Source organism: Pseudomonas sp. BIGb0381, assembly GCF_024809815.1.
Lineage (GTDB): Bacteria > Pseudomonadota > Gammaproteobacteria > Pseudomonadales > Pseudomonadaceae > Aquipseudomonas.
Genome location: NZ_JANUEN010000011.1, coordinates 36,867 through 53,595 on the forward strand (window position 1 = coordinate 36,867; position 16,729 = coordinate 53,595).

Consider the following 16,729-nt stretch of genomic DNA (forward strand, 5'->3'; position numbering starts at 1 on the left):
CCCCTGTGGCATTGACGATTCTTGGCCTGTCCGGCGCCCTTAGCCATGATCCTTCCGCAGCCTTGTATATCGACGGCAAGCTGATCGCGGCCGCCGAAGAAGAGCGCTTCGTACGCGACAAACATGCAAAGAACCGCATGCCCTACGAGTCGGCGAAGTTCTGCCTGGAACAGGCCGGCATCAAGCCTTCCGACGTTGATGTGGTGGCGATCCCGTTCGCCCCGATCAGCCTGTTCGGCGAGGCGCGCTGGCACTACGCCAAGCGTTACTGGTACGCCCCGGACCGCGCACTCGACGCGATCCTGATGGGCAACCGTCGTTACAAGCGCTATCGCAACAAGATCGTCTGGTGCCTGGAGCAACTGGGCTTCGATCCGAAGAAAATCAAGATTGAACCGGTTGAACACCACCTGGCCCACGCGTCCAGCGCCTACCACTGCTCCGGCTTCCAGGAGAAGACCGCGATCCTCGGGATCGACGGCAAGGGTGAGTACGCCACCACGTTCTTCGGCTACGGCGAGAACGGCAAGATCCACAAGATCAAGGAATTCTACGATCCGGACTCCCTCGGCGGCCTGTACGGCGCGATCACTGAGTTCCTCGGTTTCGAGATGCTCGACGGCGAGTTCAAGGTCATGGGTATGGCGCCTTACGGCGATGCCAGCAAATACGATTTCTCGCGCCTGGCTTCGTTTGAAAACGGTGAGTTGGTGATCAACACCGACTACGCCAACGTCATCGGCCTGCGCCGTTATAAAGAGAAGGGCAAGGGCTTCTACTTCTCGCCGAAACTGATCGAATGGCTGGGCCCCAAGCGCGAAGGCGACATCGCCGACGAGCCGTACATCCACTACGCCGCCAGCATGCAGGCGTTGTTTGAAAAGCTGGCCTTGCAGATGATCGACCATTACCTGGGCGACATCCTCAAGGACACCGGCAAGCTGGCCTTCGCCGGCGGCTGCGCGCTGAACGTCAAGCTGAACCAGAAGATCATTGCCCGTGACGACGTGAAGGAGCTGTTCGTGCAGCCGGCGTCCGGCGATGCCGGCACCGCCGTCGGTGCCGCCGCCTACGTGTCCCACGCCCGTGGTGTACCGGTGGAGAAGATGGAACACGTCTACCTCGGCCCGTCCTACAGCAACGAAGACGTAATCGCCGCGTGCGCCAGGCACGAGAGCAAGCCGAACTGGCGCAAGATCGAGAACATGCCTGCGCGCATCGCCAAGATCATGGTCGACGGCAACCCGGTGGCCTGGTTCCAGGGGCGCATGGAGTTTGGCCCGCGCGCCCTGGGCGGTCGTTCGATCATCGGTTGCCCAAGTGCAACCGGCGTGGCAGACCGCATTAACCACCAGATCAAGTTCCGCGAGCGCTGGAGGCCTTTCTGCCCGTCGATGCTCGACACCGTGGCGCCGCAGATGATCAAGGTCGACCACCCTGCGCCGTTCATGACCTTCACCTTTGAAGTGTCGGAAGAGTGGAAGACCCGCGTGCCGGAAGTGGTCCATGAAGATGGCACCTCCCGCGCCCAGGTGCTCAAGCGCGAATACAACCCGCGCTACTACGACATGATGAAAGAGCTGGAAGTACTGACCGGCAATGGCGTGTCCCTGAACACCTCGCTCAACCGTCGTGGCGAAGCGATGATCTGCTCGCCGACCGACGCGCTGAACATGTTCTTCGGCTCCGACCTGCAATACCTGATCATGGAAGACATCCTGGTCGTCAAAGACGGCGTGGACCCTTATGACGCGCTCGGCTGAACGCCACGTCCTGCAGTTCTGCCATGGCTATGACGGGCCGTTCCTGGACTGCGCGCGGCAGTACGCCAGCTTGTTCGCAGACTCCGGCTACAAGGTGACCACGGTGTTTCTCACCGGGGTCGCCGACCCGCAAGTGGCCGCCGGTTGTGCGTCCGATGAGGTGTTGTTCATGGAATTCAGCTCCAAGGCCATTCGTGGCCTGAAGCTGGGTGCCATCCGTGAACTGCGCAAGATCGCCGCGTCGCGCAACTTCAGTTTTTGTATCGCGCACCGTTTCAAGCCGATCTACATTGCCTTGCTCGGCACGCGGCTGCCGGTGATTGGCGTACATCACGCCTTTGGTGATTACCAGCGCCGCAGCCGCAAGCTGTTTGCCGGGATTTTCCGCAAACGCTTGAGCCTGCTGGGTGTTTCCGACGCGGTGCGTGATGACATGCGCCACTGCTTGCCGACCTGGCCTGCGGCACGTATCCAGACCTTGTATAACCGCATCGACGTTGACGCTTTGCAGGCCACCCAGGTGCCTGCGCATGAGGCGCGCGATGCGCTGGGGTTGTCGCCGGACGAGTGGGTGGTCGGCAATGTCGGCCGCCTGCACCCGGACAAGGACCAGGCCACGCTGCTCAAGGGCTTTGCCCAGGCGCTGCCGCACCTGCCGGCTGAAAGCCGCCTGGCGATCCTCGGCAGCGGGCGCCTGGAGCAGAACCTCAAGGCCCTCGCACACGAGCTGGGCATTGCCGACAAGGTGTTGTTCCTCGGCCAGGTTCCGGAGGCGCGCCGGTATTTCCGTGCATTCGATGTGTTTGCCCTGAGCTCCGACCACGAACCCTTTGGCATGGTGCTGCTGGAAGCCATGGCGGCCGGCGTACCGCTGCTGGCCACGGCCTGTGGCGGCGCGAAGGAAGTGGTCGAAGGCGTGGGTATCCTGTTTCCCTTCGGCGATGCCGAACACCTCGCCCAGGGGCTGCGGCACCTGGCAGCGATGGATCAACACCAGCAACGGCAGTGCGCCGAGATGATGCTGGAGCGCCTGCGCGAGCGTTTCTCGGACCAGGCGGTACGCGATACCTTCTGGCAATTGCCGCACGTTATTGAACTGACTGCGGGGGCTTGATGCTCAATCGATTCCAAGGCTGGCGTGAGCGTGGCTGGTCCGTCGTCGACGCGCCGGTCTACAGCGATGCCTGGCAGCGTTTTGGCGGCAGTGTCGCGACCCATCCGCAAGTGATCGAACGTTTGGCCGGGCTGGCCGACATCCCGGTGCGTTACCTGGCCTGGGAGCAGGGTGGCGAGCTTCAGGCGTGCATCGCGACCTGGGGGCGCGACCTGGCCTTGTCCAAGGATGTGCTCAAGCAGCGCGGCAAAAAAGGCTTGTTCGACCTGGGTAACGCCGAGTTGATCCTGCCGGCCGCGCCTGCAGCCCAGGCGCCCTTGCGGCACCGCGCACGCTACTTGTCGGCGCTGAACGAAGGCCGTTTCAGCGGTCTCAAGCCCCAGGCCGAACAATTGGCCATGGCCCGCACCCCGGAAGAACTGTCGAAGAAGTTTCGCTACAACCAGCGTCGCGAGCTGCGCTTGCTCGAAGAGGCCGGGGGTGTGGTGCGGCCGGTGAGCGAGTTTTCCAGTGGGGAACTGGCTGCGATCTACTGCGACCTGTTCCTGCGTCGCTGGGGCTTTGTCGCCACGGGCGCCGAACGTATGGCCGAGGTGATCGAGCTGTTGCGCGACTGGCTGATCGGCTCGGTGATTTTCCTCAATGACGCGCCCATCGCTATCCAGTTGGTGTACCGGGTCGAGTCGCCGGAGTGGATCAGCGTGGAGTACGTCAACGGTGGTGTCGACCCTGAAACCCGTGCATTCAGTCCGGGCAGTGTCTTGAGTTTCCTCAATACCCAGAGCGCCTGGGAACAGGCGCGTGAAGTTGGCAAGCCGCTGCGGTTCTCCTTCGGGCGTGCCGACCGCGAGTACAAGGACCGTTGGTGCAACCCTGTGCCGGTGCTGACCGTATGAGCCGCAAACAGCAGTTACTCAAGCGCCATCGGCGCAATAAACGGGTCGGTCTGCTGATTGGCCTGCTGTTGCTGGTGGTGATTGGCATCTGGATTGCCTGGTGGTTGCCAGTGGTGCTCGGTGTGCTGGCCTGGGTCGCCCATGAGGCATGGTTTGCCGACCATCTGTTTTATGCGCCCAACGAAGATTACCAATACCGGTTTTCGGCGGACGCCGAGGTGGCTGGGGTTCGCTTCGAAGGTAGCCGGCTGGTGGTGGATTCGCCGCTGCCCGCCGAGGCGACGCTGGTGTTGGCTATCAAGGTCAAGGGCAGCTGGCTGGGACGTTTTCTCGACCCTGTGGTTGAAATTTCGGCGGGTGACAACACGGACCGGCAAGCTTTCGAGCGTGGGGTAAACGGTGTCCGTTATCTGAACCTCAGTGGCTGGGCACCGGCCCTGATGTCCGGTGAGCTGCGTTTACGCGGGCGCTTTTGCAGCCTGCAGGGCGCTCCTCGGCTGTGGGCCTGGGGTACGCCGGATTATTCGGCGCAACGGGTCATGGTTATCGCGCCTCACGCCGACGATGCCGAACTGGCTGCCTTTGGCCTTTACAGCCAGGCCGACAAGCCGTGGATCGTGACCCTCACCGCCGGTGAAATCGAAGCCGAGCACTATCAGCACATGGGCCTGGATCCGGTCGAGGCCGCGCGAATCAAAGGGCGCCTGCGTGCCTGGGACAGCATTGCCGTGCCGCTTTGGGCCGGGGTGCCACAGGCGCACTGCGTACAGCTGGGTTACTTCTGCCTGCAACTGCCGGCGATGCGCGCTGCGCCTGATCAGCCGATCGCTTCGCGCGAGGCCGACCTGTCGGATACCCGACTGTTCCGGCAATTCAATCCTTTCCCGTTGCCGGCGGATGCCGATGGCCTGCCGACCTGGCAGAACCTGCTCGCTGATCTGCGTCAGTTACTGCTGACCGCGCGCCCTGAAGTAATCGTCTTGCCCCATCCGATCCTGGATCCCCATCCTGATCACATCTGCGCGCAGCAAGCGGTGATCGAAGCCTTGCAAGGTTTGGAGTGGCAGCCGACCACCGTGCTCGGTTACGCCAACCACCTGCATGACAACGACCGCTGGCCCATGGGGGACGCGGGTGCCGGTATTGCCTTGCCGCCGCTGTTCGATGACGCGCAGGAACTGTGGCCGTGCAGCCTGTCGCTGTCGCCGGCACAGCAGCGCGACAAGGCCATGGCGCTGGGCATGATGCATGACCTGCAACCCGCCCCGCCGTTCAAGCGCCGTGTGCGGCGCTGGCTGCAGCGGGTCTTGGCGGGGCGGGCGCGGTCGCCTTATGGTGAGAACGAGTTTTTCCGCAAGGCCGTACGACGGCATGAGTTGTTCTGGCGTTTGTGAAAGGAAAGGTCATGAAAGTTTTGTTTCTGGTACAGAAAGAACAGCGCGCGATTCTGGATCGCCTGTACGAAGGCATCGCCGAGCACTGCGAGTGTGATACGCGTTGGCTGAGCAGCGCTGATCAGCGCAACCTGCGCGCTTACTTCAGGCGCGAAGTCGACGTGACCCGTTATGACCGCATCGTGTTTTTCCTGCGGTTCAAGCAGGAAATTCGCCAGGCCGGCTTTATCCGTACGATCCCGAACCTGGTGATCCTCGAACACGACGCCTACCAGAACTACATTCCCTGCAAGTACACGGGCAAGTTCAGTGCCCATTACCGTCGCTTGCCGTGGGCCCGGGTCATCAGCTCGGGGTATATGGTGACCGAGCGCCTGCGCGCCGAGGGCTTTGATGCGGTGTTCGTGCCCAAGGGCTACGATCAGGCGCTGTTGCAGGCCCAGGGGTTGGAGCGTGACATTGAGCTGGCATTTGTCGGCAGCACCAACAGCGTGGCCTATAGCGGTCGCAAGGCGTTGCTCGATGAGTTGGCCCGCGTTGAACCTTTGGTGGTCACGCGCACCAAATCGGGTGAGGAATATTGCACGACCCTCAACCGGATTCGTTTTTTCGTCAGTGCCGACGTGGGCATGGGCGAGTATATGATCAAGAACTTCGAGGCCATGGCCTGTGGTTGTGTGCTGTTGGCGTTTGACCAGGGGGCCGGGGAAAACCAAGCCCTTGGCTTCAAGGACATGGTCAATGTGGTGTTCTACAAAGACATTCCCCAGTTGCAGGAAAAACTCGCCGCATTGCGATCAAATCCTCAACTGGCGGCTGAGATTGCGCGCAGCGGGCAAGACCTCGCGGTCAGCCAGTTCAGCTTTGCGCGCATCGGCCAGCGCATTGTCGAGGCCCTGGAGCCGCCGCTGCGTCCCCGAGCACCGTTGAGTTTGCTGGAAACATTGCGCTTGAAACTAGGCGTTTGATATCTGCCAGTGGCCGCGTCTGGTGGCCTTATGATATTTCGAGGCTTGAATGCAGTTCTCCCCTCAAAGCGATATAACGCTCGTCGTGACCAGTTGTGGTCGCTTCGATTTGCTGAAGCGCACGCTCGCGAGCTTCGATCTGTTCAACACAGCGACCATCCGCGAAGTCTTCATTACCGAAGACTCTGGCGATGACGCGGTACGCCTGGCGATTCCTGAGCATTGGCTCGGCCATTGTACGTTCTTGATCAACCGTCCGAAGCTGGGGCAATTGGCATCCATCGACTTGGCCTATGGGTTGGTCAAGACCCCGTACATATTCCATTGCGAAGATGATTGGGCGTTTTATCGACCCGGTTTTGTCGAGGATTCCAAGACGGTCCTGGAGCAACGCCCCGATATTCTGCAGGTCTGGTTGCGTAATTACGTTTACGATTTACAGGTGCACAGTCCCTATATCCATCTGGGGGCGCGTGAGGTGATTGGTGGGGTGCCTTGTTATCCCTTGCTGTCCGATAAGCCTGACTGGCAGGGGTTTTCGCTGAACCCGGGCCTGCGGCGTATCAAGGAATATTGGTTATGTGCGCCCTATGCCGGTTTTGAAGGTGAGAAGGGGCTTTCCAGGCGTTACGCGCAGTTGAACCTGCCCGCGGTTACCCTGGAAGGTGATGCCGTTTTGCACACCGGTTTTGGTTTGCATGTGGCGACGGCAGCAGAGCGCTTGACCAAGGCGCGGCGTAAGCGGCGAGAGCGGATCAAGCTGGTGCTCATGCTGATCCTGGGGGTTGGTATCGGCTGGTTGATCCACCAGTAAATACGACGAGCTCTACCAACGCCGCATAAGGTTTTTTCGATGAGTATTCTCAACATCATGTGGGCTGGTGGCTCTGCATTTGCTTCGGTGCAGAAGGTTCATCAGCAAATATTGTCCCATGCCGACGGCGACGTGCCGATTCACACCTGGTTGCTTCAGGGCAGTGCGGTTGGTAGCGATGGCCTGGTCGAACAGGCCGTCGAGTGGAACCTCTCGTCTGCCAGGCTCAAAGGGCGGCACCTGTGGAAGTGGCTGATGCCCTGGATGCGCGCGCGCTTCCAGAAGGCCCTGCCTGAAGATGTGCAGGTTGTGCTGCTTGATGGCATCGGTGTCGCGCGGGTGCTTCTACCGGTGCTCAAGCACCTGCCGCAGGTGCGGGCAGTGGTGATTTTTCATGGTGTCACGCGCTTGCGCAAAGCTGATCACAAGCTCTTCGAGCAGTTCCCAGCGTCGCAACTGACGCTGGCGGCCGTGTCGCAAACCCTCGCCAGCTCCCTTGAACGTTACCTGCAACGGCCCGTGGCGGTGTTGCGCAGTGCCTTCGATCCTGCTGTGTTTCGTGCCGCAGCGCTTTCCCGTGAGCAGGCTCGCTCCTGTCTGGACTTGCCGTTGGAGAGCTCACCGGTGGTGGGTGCGGTAGGTCGGTTGGTAGACGGCAAGGGGTTTGGCTGTTTGCTGGAAGCCTTTGCCAGTGCAACGGCCGATCAGCCGGGGGCGCGCCTGGTGATCGTCGGCGAGGGGCCGGCAAGACCCAGGCTTGAGGCGCGTATCGAGGCGCTTGGCTTGCGCGACAAGGTGTCCTTGCCGGGGCATCTTCCTGAGGCGGCGACCCTTTATCGGGCGTTTGACTGGGTCGCCATTCCGTCGACGGAAGAGGGCCTGGGGTTGATCCTGCAAGAGGCGGTGATGGCTGGCGTGCCGGTACTGACCAGTGAGCTGGCGGTGTTCCGTGAACAACTGGGTGATGCCGGCTGGTACGCGCCCGTAGACAGCACCGCGTCCTGGGCTGACCTCCTGACCCGTGCGTTCGTGAGTTCCGGCGAGCAGGTAGTCGAAGCTCAGTCGCGGGCGTTGGCGCCGGAGCAGGCCTGGAATGATTTCACTGAAACCACCCGGCGGCTGTTCTCATGCTGCTAGCAGCGCTTGCTCCAGTGCTTGCATTGGAAAGCGCTCGTTCAGCTTCTCGCGCGCAATATAGCGAGCGAAGTGTTGCAGGTTGCGCCTTGCCAATTCCGGGTTCAAGGGCGCGCGCAGGAAACGCATGTCGGCCACGTCGATCAGGCCCATTTCATTGTCCGGTGTCACGACAATATTGCCCAGGTGCAACGAGCGGAAGTAGATGCCCGCGCCATGCAGACGGCGAATAAGGGCCACGAGCGGGTCGAGGTTCGTGTGCCAGTCAAAGCCTTCACGATTGGAAATCTGGCGCAGCGTTTCGCCCGGCAAAGGACGGTAGAGTACGGCGGTCATGCCGGGCCTCGTCAGTTGAAAGAACGCGAGCACGGTCATGGTCGGGATGCCGCGCTGTTGCAACTGCGCCACATTGTCGATGAAACGCTTGGAGTACGGGCGAAACAGCGCGGACGAAAGCAGGCGCTTGCGACGAAACAGTTTGAGGATATTCCCGTCGGTCAGCAGGTAGACTTTGGGGCCATAGCTGTCCTGTTCCAGGATTTTGGCACCTTCAATCATCGCGGTTAAATCGGCTTGGGAAAGCCTTGAACATTGCATCGTCGGAAAGCCTTGTGGGAGTCGCGGGCACAGTGGTCGGTAATAATGCCGAAAGTTTTGGGTTTTAACCATGCCGGGTTGGCGGGTTGAACGTATTCAGGAGCGGGTGATGCAAGCAAGTCGTTGGGCGCAGGTATGGATGATTTTCGGGTTACTTTGGTTTTTGTTGGCGATTGCTTTTGCCCCGACCAATAAGATTTATCAACAGGGTTTGACACTGTTTCTGTGGTTGCCGGCGATGGTGTTTGCCTGGTCGGCCCGTGAGCGTCTCAAGGAAGTCTGGCGCGAACAGCGCTGGCTGTGCCTGATGGTCGCCGCGCTTGCCGTCTGGGGGGCGATCAGTCTGTTGTGGACCAACGCCCAAGACCCGTCGCGCGAGGCCAAGCGTCTGCTGTACATCGGCGTGTTCCTGCTGTTCTTCCCGGTGTTTGCGTGTGGTCGAACTGAAGGCGTCATTCGTGTGATGCAGTGGGGCGGCTTCGGGCTTGCCGTGTCGTCGCTGGTGGCGATCATCAAGTTCTATGGCTTTGAGCAGAATGCCTGGAATGCCCGCCTCGAAGGTTTAGGGCAGTTGTCCCACCCGATACTGGGCGCCTACGTGATTGGCCTGGCTGCAGTTTGGCTGTTGCACTGGTTGCCCCGTGGTCGTTGGATGCAAGTGGCGTGGGTGCTGTCTATCGGTTTTCTCGGGCTTTTCGTGGTGTTGAGCCAAAGCCGTGGTGCCGCACTGGCCTTGTTGCTGACTGTGGTGGCAATGCCCGCCTGGTGCCGTGACCGCCGTAGCACGGTGATTGCCATTGGCGCGGTCATCGCGGCGCTAGCGGTGTTCTTCGCCATGCAGTCCCTGATGCTGGCCCGTGGTGTGTCTTACCGCCCGCAGATCTTCATGGCCGCCGTGCAGATGATCAGCGAGCGCCCGTGGACCGGCCTGGGGCTGGGCGGGGACTACAAGGTATTTGCCGATAACCTCTTTTTTGATCACTCCCACAACCTGTTCACTCACGTGAGCATCGAGTTGGGCCTGCCGGGCCTGCTGCTGTGGAGCTGCCTGTGGTTCGGTGTGCTGTGGCAGGCCTGGAAGGCCCGCGACACGCTCTATGGCAAGGGCGTCATCGGCATGTGGGTGTTTTCGTTCCTGGCCATGCAGTTCGATGCCGCCAGCCTGACCGGCACGCCGCGGGCCGAGTGGTTTATCTCCTGGCTGCCGATTGCCATGTCCAGTGTTTTGGTCTGGGCTCGGGCCAAACCCGACGCGTGTGATAAAGTTCGCGTCCTACCCAACCAGTGAGCTCGACACATGAGTGACGCACCGCCCAAAGCGGACCAGGAATCCAGCCTGAAAATCTATTTCCGGTTGCTGGGCTATGTGAAACCGTACCTCGGCATGTTCCTGCTGAGTATCGTGGGCTTCGTGATCTTCGCTTCGACCCAGCCAATGCTTGCCGGGATTCTCAAGTACTTCGTCGATGGCTTGAGCAACCCCGATGTGGTGTTCCTGCCCAACATCCCGTTGTTCAAGGACCTGAAGTTGCTGATGGCCGTGCCGCTGCTGATCATCCTGATCGCCGCGTGGCAGGGGCTGGGGTCTTTCCTGGGCAACTACTACCTGGCCAAGGTTTCCCTGGGGCTGGTGCATGACCTGCGGGTCCAGCTGTTCAACAAGCTGCTGGTATTGCCTAACCGCTATTTCGATACCCACAACTCCGGGCACCTGATTTCCCGTATCACCTTCAACGTGACCATGGTCACCGGTGCGGCCACCGATGCAATCAAGGTGGTGATCCGCGAAGGCCTGACGGTGGTGTTCCTGTTCGGCTACCTGCTGTGGATGAACTGGAAGCTGACCTTGGTAATGCTGGCAATCCTGCCGCTGATCGCGATCATGGTCGGCAGCACCAGCAAGAAATTCCGCAAGCAGAGCAAGAAAATCCAGGTGGCAATGGGCGACGTTACCCATGTCGCCTCCGAGACCATCCAGGGCTACCGCGTGGTACGCAGCTTCGGTGGCGAAGGCTACGAGGAGCGTCGATTTGCCGCTGCCAGCCAGGGCAATACCGACAAGCAACTGCGCATGAACAAGACCGGTGCGGTCTATACGCCGATGCTGCAACTGGTGATCTACACGGCCATGGCCGCGTTGATGTTCCTAGTGCTGCTGTTGCGCGGTGAAGCCACCGCCGGTGACCTGGTGGCCTACATTACGGCTGCGGGCCTGCTGCCCAAGCCGATTCGCCAGCTGTCGGAAGTCAGCTCGACCATCCAGAAGGGCGTGGCCGGTGCCGAGAGTATCTTCGAACAGCTGGATGAAGAGCCCGAAGTCGACAGCGGCACTGTGGAGCGCGATCGCGTCAGCGGTCGCCTGGACGTGCGCAACCTGAGCTTCACCTACCCGGGTACGGAGCGTGAGGTGCTCAAGAACATCAGTTTCAGCGCAGCCCCCGGGCAGATGATCGCCCTGGTCGGGCGTTCGGGCAGCGGCAAGTCGACCCTGGCCAGCCTGATCCCGCGTTTCTACCATCACGAAACCGGGGAAATCCTGTTGGACGAGGTCGAGATCGAAGACTACCGCCTGCGTAACCTGCGTCGTCACGTGGCCCAGGTGACCCAGCATGTGACCTTGTTCAACGACACCGTGGCCAACAACATCGCTTACGGCGACCTCGCGGATGCACCGCGTGCCGACATCGAGAAAGCCGCCGCCGACGCCTACGCCATGGACTTCATCTCCGAGCTGCCAAAAGGCCTGGACACCGAAGTCGGTGAAAACGGCGTGCTGCTTTCCGGTGGTCAACGTCAGCGCCTGGCGATCGCCCGGGCCCTGCTGAAAAATGCCCCGCTGCTGATCCTCGATGAGGCGACTTCGGCCCTGGATACCGAGTCCGAGCGGCATATCCAGGCCGCGCTGGACAAGGTCATGAAAGGTCGCACCACCCTGGTGATTGCGCACCGCTTGTCCACCATCGAGAAAGCCGACCTGATTCTGGTGATGGACCACGGTGAAATTGTCGAACGCGGGACACATCTCGAACTGCTGGCCATGGGCGGCTACTACTCGCGCCTGCACGCCATGGGGCTGGACGAGCCGGTCACGGCGAACATCACCTGACCAGCCGGGGCGCGCAATGCGCTCCGGTGTTTGTATCGGGCCCGTTACAGGGCTTGACCAAAGCCAAATAATCCAGCGCCCATCGTTTGTTATGTTGGCCTTCTCGATTCGAATGACGAACGAGAGGGCTAACCTTCTTACGTGAGTATTGGAATGTTGCAACGTCTACTGTGGAAACTGCTTCCCAAACACCAGAGGGTGTTTCTGCTGGGGCGTTTGTCGGTGGTGGATCGCCAGGCGGTGAACAAATCCCTGTCTGGGGTGGCAACGCTTAACCCGGCTTTCGAACGACACCAGTGCGTGTTTATCCATGTGCCCAAATGCGCCGGCAGCAGCGTGTGTTCGGCACTTCTCGATGGGCGCTGGCCGGGGCATTTGCCGTATTACTGGTATGAGCAGCAATTTCCCCAGCACTGCGAGCGCAGCTTCAAATTTGCTTTCGTACGTGACCCGCTGGAGCGTGCCTACTCGGCCTATACCTATTTGCGCGGCAACGCCATGGGCCCTCGCGACCTGCAAGCCCAGGCGCTGGTTTCCAGCTACCGTGACTTCGACCATTTCGTTGCCGGCTGGCTGCACCCGGACAACCTGCGACGCCAATTGCACTTCGCTCCCCAGACGGACTTCCTGGTCGATCACATGGGCCAGATGGCCATGGAATTTCTCGGGCGCCAGGAGTCTTTGCAGCAAGACTTCCAGCACCTGTGCGAACGCCTCGGCGTGGACTCATCCCTGCCACATCTGAATGTTTCACTGGGGCGTCGCCACGAACCGGTCAGGGACTTTTGCTCCTCGCGCACGCGCCGTCTGGTCAGGCGTGCCTATCAACGTGACTACGAGGTGTTAGGTTATGAATAGCCAGTTGCTGGCTGGCGATTGCGCTGCCATCCGTCCCTTTGCCCTATCGTTGTCGGTGGCGGCGAGGGCGGCGCTCAAGTACCAGCAGCCCTGCTGCGTATGGCTGACGGGGCTGTCCGGGTCCGGCAAGTCGACCCTGGCCAATGCCCTGGAAGTGCAACTCAACGAGCAGGGGCGGCACACCTTCGTGCTTGATGGCGATAACTTGCGCGCGGGGCTGTGCAATGACCTGGGCATGAGCGATGCGGCGCGCAAGGAAAATATCCGGCGTATCGGCGAAGTGGCGCGGCTGATGGTGGACGCAGGTTTGATTGTCATTGTTTCGGCGATCTCGCCATTCAGTGTCGATCGGGCGACCGCCAGGGCTCTGTTCGGGCCGGAGCAATTCTTTGAGATTTACATCAGCACACCCTTTGACGTGTGTGCCCAGCGCGATCCCAAGGGCTTGTACCGCGCGGCACTGGACGGGCGCATCAAGGCGTTCACCGGCTTGGACAGCCCCTATGAGGCGCCGCTTGCGGCCGACTGCGAAATCAATACCGATAAGGTCGAGCTGGCCGAAGCCGTGGCGCAGATCCTGACGGTTTTGTTTAAAAAATGATCAGTTTTAGTGCCTGACGCATCGCGGATAAAGCTCTCGAACTAGGCGGCGCTCACCCTGTGCTAATATCGCGCCCCTGTTCATTTTGTATGTGGGTTGCTCCATGAAGTTGTCCATGCCGCGATTCGATCAAGCCCCTGTCTTGGTGGTCGGCGATGTCATGCTCGACCGTTACTGGCATGGCGGTACCTCACGGATTTCCCCTGAGGCGCCGGTACCGGTAGTCAAGGTCGAGCAAATCGAAGACCGTCCAGGTGGCGCTGCCAACGTTGCCCTCAATATTGCCGCACTCGGCGCCCCGGCCTCCCTGGTCGGTGTGACCGGCGACGACGAAGCCGCCGACAGCCTGGCCAACAGCCTGCGCGGTGCCGGTGTGCGCGCGGTGTTCCAGCGCATTGCCCACCAGCCGACCATCGTCAAGCTGCGGGTCATGAGCCGTCACCAGCAATTGCTGCGTATCGATTTTGAAGAACCCTTCGCCACCGACGCCCTGGCCCTCAGCGGCCAGGTCGACGAACTGCTCGAAGGTATCAAGGTGCTGGTGTTGTCCGACTACGGCAAAGGCGCCCTGAAGAACCACCAGGAACTGATCCAGGCCGCCAAGGCGCGGAACATTCCGGTACTGGCCGATCCCAAGGGCAAGGACTTCTCGATTTATCGTGGAGCCAGCCTGATCACGCCCAATCTCAGCGAGTTCGAAGCCATCGTCGGCGGCTGCGCCGATGAGCACGAACTGGTGACCAAAGGCGCGGCGCTCATGGCCGATCTCGACCTGGGCGCCTTGCTGGTGACCCGTGGGGAGCACGGCATGACCCTGCTGCGCCCGGGCCACCCGGCGATGCACCTGCCGGCGCGTGCCCGTGAAGTGTTCGACGTCACCGGCGCCGGTGACACCGTGATTTCCACTCTGGCCGCCTCCATTGCGGCCGGCGAGGAGCTGCCCCACGCCGTGGCCCTGGCCAACCTGGCGGCGGGCATTGTGGTCGGCAAGCTGGGTACGGCCGCGATCAGCGCGCCTGAACTGCGCCGTGCCATCCAGCGCTCCGAAGGGTCGGAACGTGGTGTTCTGAGCATCGAGCAATTGCTGCTGGCAATTGACGATGCTCGTGCCCATAACGAAAGCATTGTGTTCACCAACGGCTGCTTTGACATCCTGCACGCCGGCCATGTGACCTACCTGGAACAGGCTCGCGCCCAAGGTGATCGCCTGATCGTCGCGGTCAACGATGACGCGTCGGTCAGTCGCCTGAAAGGCCCTGGCCGTCCGATCAACAGCGTCGACCGACGCATGGCGGTACTGGCGGGGTTAGGTGCGGTGGACTGGGTGATCAGCTTCCCTGAAGCAACCCCGGAAAACCTGCTGGCCCAGGTCAAGCCGGACGTGCTGGTCAAGGGTGGCGACTACTCCGTCGACCAAGTGGTCGGCGCCGACATCGTCAGCGCCTACGGCGGTAAGGTCAAAGTGCTGGGCCTGGTCGAGAACAGCTCGACCACCGCCATTGTCGAGAAGATCCGCAACAATGAGTAAGGCTGATCCGTTGGTCCTGATCACCGGTGGCGCGGGCTTTATTGGCTCGCACCTGGTCGATGCGCTGCTTGCCAAGGGCTACGCGGTGCGTGTGCTGGATAACCTGTCCACAGGCAAGCGCAGCAACCTGCCGCTGGACAACCCGCGCGTCGAGCTGCTTGAGGGAGATGTCGCCGATGCCGGGCTGGTGGCGCGTGCCGCTGTCGGTGCCACAGCGGTGGTGCATCTGGCGGCGGTGGCCTCCGTGCAGGCTTCGGTGGATGATCCGGTCAGCACGCACCAGAGCAATTTCGTCGGCACCTTGAATGTCTGTGAAGCGATGCGCCAGGCGGGCGTGAAGCGTGTGGTGTTCGCTTCCAGCGCCGCGGTATATGGCAACAACGGTGAAGGCGCTTCGATTGACGAAGAGACCACCAAGGCGCCGTTGACGCCCTATGCGTCCGACAAGTTGGCCGGCGAGCATTACTTCGACTTCTACCGCCGCCAGCACGGCCTGGAGCCGGTGATCTTCCGCTTCTTCAATATCTTCGGGCCACGCCAGGACCCGTCATCGCCGTATTCCGGCGTGATCAGTATCTTCTGCGAGCGTGCACAACAGGGTAGGCCGATCGCCGTATTCGGCGATGGCGAGCAGACCCGCGACTTCATGTATGTGGAAGACCTGGTGGACGTGCTGGTGCAGGCCATCGAAGCCCCGGAGCCGCCTTTGGGTGCGATTAACGTCGGCTGGAACCGCACTACTACCCTCAAGCAGGTGCTGCAGGCACTGGAAGAGGCAATTGGTACGTTGCCCGCCGTGACTTACGGGCCGGCACGCTCGGGAGACATTCGGCATTCGCGGGCGAATAACCAGCGTTTGCTGACCAGCTTCAAGTTGCCTGAGCCAACCCCGTTGGCGGTTGGCCTGGCGCGGTTGCTCAAGGGCTGACTGTTCACCTGTAGGAGCCAGCCCTTAGCGGCTGGCTTTTTTCTTCGGCACGATCTTGCGCAGCATCTGGCGCGCCTTGCCGGTCAGGCGCTTCAATTTCGAGTCTTTCTCAGGCTCCGCCAGGCCTTGCTGCCGGACCCAATCCTTCCAGCGAATGCGCTCATCGCGGACCAGCCAGCCTTCCTGCTGGGCAAAGCTTTCCGCCAGGTACAAGCCCCGTGTACTGGCCGGGTAAAGTTGGTCCTTCTTGACGGTGTACAACTCGGCGAGCGGCTGGCCATCTTTCAGTGGCATCAGGTACAGGTCCGGACGCTGGCGGTCCAGGCGTGCCACCAGTTGGTCGCCTTCCAGGCGCTCATCCACATGGAACAGGCTCAGGGATTTGGCTTCCTTCGGCACTTCCAGGCGCAAGTCATAAATCAGTTGCAGCGACGCTGTCGGCACATGCACATAGGCCCGTGGGCGCTCGATCAGTTGGGTGGTCGCGCAACGTACCGGGCGTGCGGCGCCAGACAAAGGGCTCAAGCGAAACGGCAAGGCTTCACGGTAATGCAGCGCGGCGGAGTAGGGGGCCGGCAGCCAAGTGTCGTTGAAGCGCCCGCTGAGCCAGCCTTCCGGCGTTTCCAGCAGGCATTCCTCGGCAATCTCCTGGATGGCGGTGTGCAGCGGCAGGTTCAGTTCGTGGGCGGGGACATAGCCGGAGATCAGCTTGAGCACCACATCGCCACGGTCCTGGCGACGTTGGCGCACCAGCACCCAGTAATCCTTGTTTTGCCAGTGCAGGGTCAGTCGCACCGACACTCCCAGGTTTGCCAGCTCCAGCGCGAAACGTTCGGCATCCGGCACGTCTACCGGCTTGCGCCGCTGCAGGGTCTGGGCGAAGTTGAGCGGCATGCCCACGCTCTGGTAGCTCAGGCCTTCGGGGGTGGCTTCGACGTGCAGCGGCAGTGTTTTGAAGTTGTTGGGGTTTTTTCTTATGAGCGTTCGCGGCATGTCGGCTCCTTCTTGCGACGGGGTCGGCCGCGTCG

The 16,729-nt window shown here is 61.1% G+C and carries 15 protein-coding genes; 13 read left to right on the top strand and 2 right to left on the bottom strand.

The annotated features are described in order from the left end of the window. Nucleotides 1–5: 5 nt before the first annotated feature. The 7 genes from M2397_RS24680 to M2397_RS24710 are packed head-to-tail and all read left to right on the top strand — an operon-like array spanning nt 6 to nt 8,086. Nucleotides 6–1,763 carry a carbamoyltransferase gene (locus M2397_RS24680; RefSeq protein WP_131696808.1) on the top strand — a complete coding sequence of 586 codons (1,758 nt, stop codon included), beginning with the start codon at nt 6–8 and terminating at the stop codon, nt 1,761–1,763. Further along, entirely contained in the window at nt 1,747–2,877 is a 1,131-nt protein-coding gene (locus M2397_RS24685) for a glycosyltransferase (RefSeq protein WP_259244660.1), read from the top strand. Before M2397_RS24680 ends, M2397_RS24685 begins: the two co-directional genes overlap by 17 nt. After that, nucleotides 2,877–3,773 (top strand): antimicrobial resistance protein Mig-14, encoded by an 897-nt coding sequence (locus M2397_RS24690; RefSeq protein WP_259244661.1) that lies wholly within the window; start codon nt 2,877–2,879, stop codon nt 3,771–3,773. The genes M2397_RS24685 and M2397_RS24690 overlap by 1 nt, the downstream gene beginning before the upstream one ends. Next, the gene (locus tag M2397_RS24695) at nt 3,770–5,167 is read left to right on the top strand and encodes a PIG-L deacetylase family protein (protein ID WP_259244662.1); all 1,398 of its coding nucleotides are present in this window, start codon (nt 3,770–3,772) and stop codon (nt 5,165–5,167) included. The genes M2397_RS24690 and M2397_RS24695 overlap by 4 nt, the downstream gene beginning before the upstream one ends. Before the next feature lie 11 nt (nt 5,168–5,178). Next, nucleotides 5,179–6,135 carry a glycosyltransferase gene (locus M2397_RS24700; RefSeq protein ID WP_259244663.1) on the top strand — a complete coding sequence of 319 codons (957 nt, stop codon included), beginning with the start codon at nt 5,179–5,181 and terminating at the stop codon, nt 6,133–6,135. Nucleotides 6,136–6,184: 49 nt separating this feature from the next. Next, nucleotides 6,185–6,949, top strand: coding sequence for a glycosyltransferase family 2 protein (locus M2397_RS24705; RefSeq protein WP_131696803.1), 765 nt, complete (start codon nt 6,185–6,187; stop codon nt 6,947–6,949). Nucleotides 6,950–6,988: 39 nt separating this feature from the next. Then, the gene (locus M2397_RS24710; RefSeq protein ID WP_131696802.1) at nt 6,989–8,086 is read left to right on the top strand and encodes a glycosyltransferase; all 1,098 of its coding nucleotides are present in this window, start codon (nt 6,989–6,991) and stop codon (nt 8,084–8,086) included. Here the strand turns inward: M2397_RS24710 and M2397_RS24715 are convergent. Continuing rightward, on the bottom strand, nt 8,075–8,641 hold the full coding sequence (locus M2397_RS24715; protein WP_178116734.1) for a toluene tolerance protein: 567 nt from the start codon (nt 8,639–8,641) through the stop codon (nt 8,075–8,077). The genes M2397_RS24710 and M2397_RS24715 overlap by 12 nt on opposite strands. A 148-nt stretch (nt 8,642–8,789) precedes the next feature. Between M2397_RS24715 and M2397_RS24720 the strand changes: the two genes are divergently transcribed. From M2397_RS24720 to M2397_RS24745, 6 genes are all read left to right on the top strand, one after another. After that, nucleotides 8,790–9,968, top strand: coding sequence for an O-antigen ligase (locus M2397_RS24720; RefSeq protein WP_131696801.1), 1,179 nt, complete (start codon nt 8,790–8,792; stop codon nt 9,966–9,968). Nucleotides 9,969–9,977: 9 nt separating this feature from the next. Beyond that, nucleotides 9,978–11,786: a lipid A export permease/ATP-binding protein MsbA gene (msbA, locus tag M2397_RS24725; RefSeq protein WP_131696800.1), complete on the top strand. Its 1,809-nt coding sequence runs from the start codon at nt 9,978–9,980 to the stop codon at nt 11,784–11,786. 153 nt (nt 11,787–11,939) lie between these two features. Next, a complete protein-coding gene (locus tag M2397_RS24730; protein ID WP_131696799.1) occupies nt 11,940–12,644 on the top strand; it encodes a sulfotransferase family 2 domain-containing protein in 705 nt (234 codons plus the stop codon). Next, nucleotides 12,637–13,245: an adenylyl-sulfate kinase gene (cysC, locus tag M2397_RS24735; protein ID WP_259244664.1), complete on the top strand. Its 609-nt coding sequence runs from the start codon at nt 12,637–12,639 to the stop codon at nt 13,243–13,245. Before M2397_RS24730 ends, cysC begins: the two co-directional genes overlap by 8 nt. 103 nt (nt 13,246–13,348) lie before the next feature. Then, nucleotides 13,349–14,773, top strand: coding sequence for a bifunctional D-glycero-beta-D-manno-heptose-7-phosphate kinase/D-glycero-beta-D-manno-heptose 1-phosphate adenylyltransferase HldE (gene hldE, locus M2397_RS24740; protein WP_145335988.1), 1,425 nt, complete (start codon nt 13,349–13,351; stop codon nt 14,771–14,773). Beyond that, the gene (locus tag M2397_RS24745; protein WP_131696796.1) at nt 14,766–15,701 is read left to right on the top strand and encodes an NAD-dependent epimerase/dehydratase family protein; all 936 of its coding nucleotides are present in this window, start codon (nt 14,766–14,768) and stop codon (nt 15,699–15,701) included. The genes hldE and M2397_RS24745 overlap by 8 nt, the downstream gene beginning before the upstream one ends. 24 nt (nt 15,702–15,725) lie before the next feature. Here the strand turns inward: M2397_RS24745 and M2397_RS24750 are convergent, their stop codons facing one another. Next, nucleotides 15,726–16,694 (bottom strand): metal ABC transporter ATPase, encoded by a 969-nt coding sequence (locus M2397_RS24750; protein ID WP_131696795.1) that lies wholly within the window; start codon nt 16,692–16,694, stop codon nt 15,726–15,728. Nucleotides 16,695–16,729 lie beyond the last annotated feature (35 nt).

What these genes read in the sequence shown, in the direction of transcription:
- M2397_RS24685 (WP_259244660.1), top strand. Translation starts at nt 1,747, where the DNA reads ATGACGCGCTCGGCTGAACGCCACGTCCTGCAGTTCTGCCATGGCTAT.
- M2397_RS24690 (WP_259244661.1), top strand. Translation starts at nt 2,877, where the DNA reads ATGCTCAATCGATTCCAAGGCTGGCGTGAGCGTGGCTGGTCCGTCGTC.
- M2397_RS24695 (WP_259244662.1), top strand. Translation starts at nt 3,770, where the DNA reads ATGAGCCGCAAACAGCAGTTACTCAAGCGCCATCGGCGCAATAAACGG.
- M2397_RS24700 (WP_259244663.1), top strand. Translation starts at nt 5,179, where the DNA reads ATGAAAGTTTTGTTTCTGGTACAGAAAGAACAGCGCGCGATTCTGGAT.
- M2397_RS24705 (WP_131696803.1), top strand. Translation starts at nt 6,185, where the DNA reads ATGCAGTTCTCCCCTCAAAGCGATATAACGCTCGTCGTGACCAGTTGT.
- M2397_RS24710 (WP_131696802.1), top strand. Translation starts at nt 6,989, where the DNA reads ATGAGTATTCTCAACATCATGTGGGCTGGTGGCTCTGCATTTGCTTCG.
- M2397_RS24715 (WP_178116734.1), bottom strand. Translation starts at nt 8,641, where the DNA reads ATGATTGAAGGTGCCAAAATCCTGGAACAGGACAGCTATGGCCCCAAA.
- M2397_RS24720 (WP_131696801.1), top strand. Translation starts at nt 8,790, where the DNA reads ATGCAAGCAAGTCGTTGGGCGCAGGTATGGATGATTTTCGGGTTACTT.
- msbA (WP_131696800.1), top strand. Translation starts at nt 9,978, where the DNA reads ATGAGTGACGCACCGCCCAAAGCGGACCAGGAATCCAGCCTGAAAATC.
- M2397_RS24730 (WP_131696799.1), top strand. Translation starts at nt 11,940, where the DNA reads ATGTTGCAACGTCTACTGTGGAAACTGCTTCCCAAACACCAGAGGGTG.
- cysC (WP_259244664.1), top strand. Translation starts at nt 12,637, where the DNA reads ATGAATAGCCAGTTGCTGGCTGGCGATTGCGCTGCCATCCGTCCCTTT.
- hldE (WP_145335988.1), top strand. Translation starts at nt 13,349, where the DNA reads ATGAAGTTGTCCATGCCGCGATTCGATCAAGCCCCTGTCTTGGTGGTC.
- M2397_RS24745 (WP_131696796.1), top strand. Translation starts at nt 14,766, where the DNA reads ATGAGTAAGGCTGATCCGTTGGTCCTGATCACCGGTGGCGCGGGCTTT.
- M2397_RS24750 (WP_131696795.1), bottom strand. Translation starts at nt 16,694, where the DNA reads ATGCCGCGAACGCTCATAAGAAAAAACCCCAACAACTTCAAAACACTG.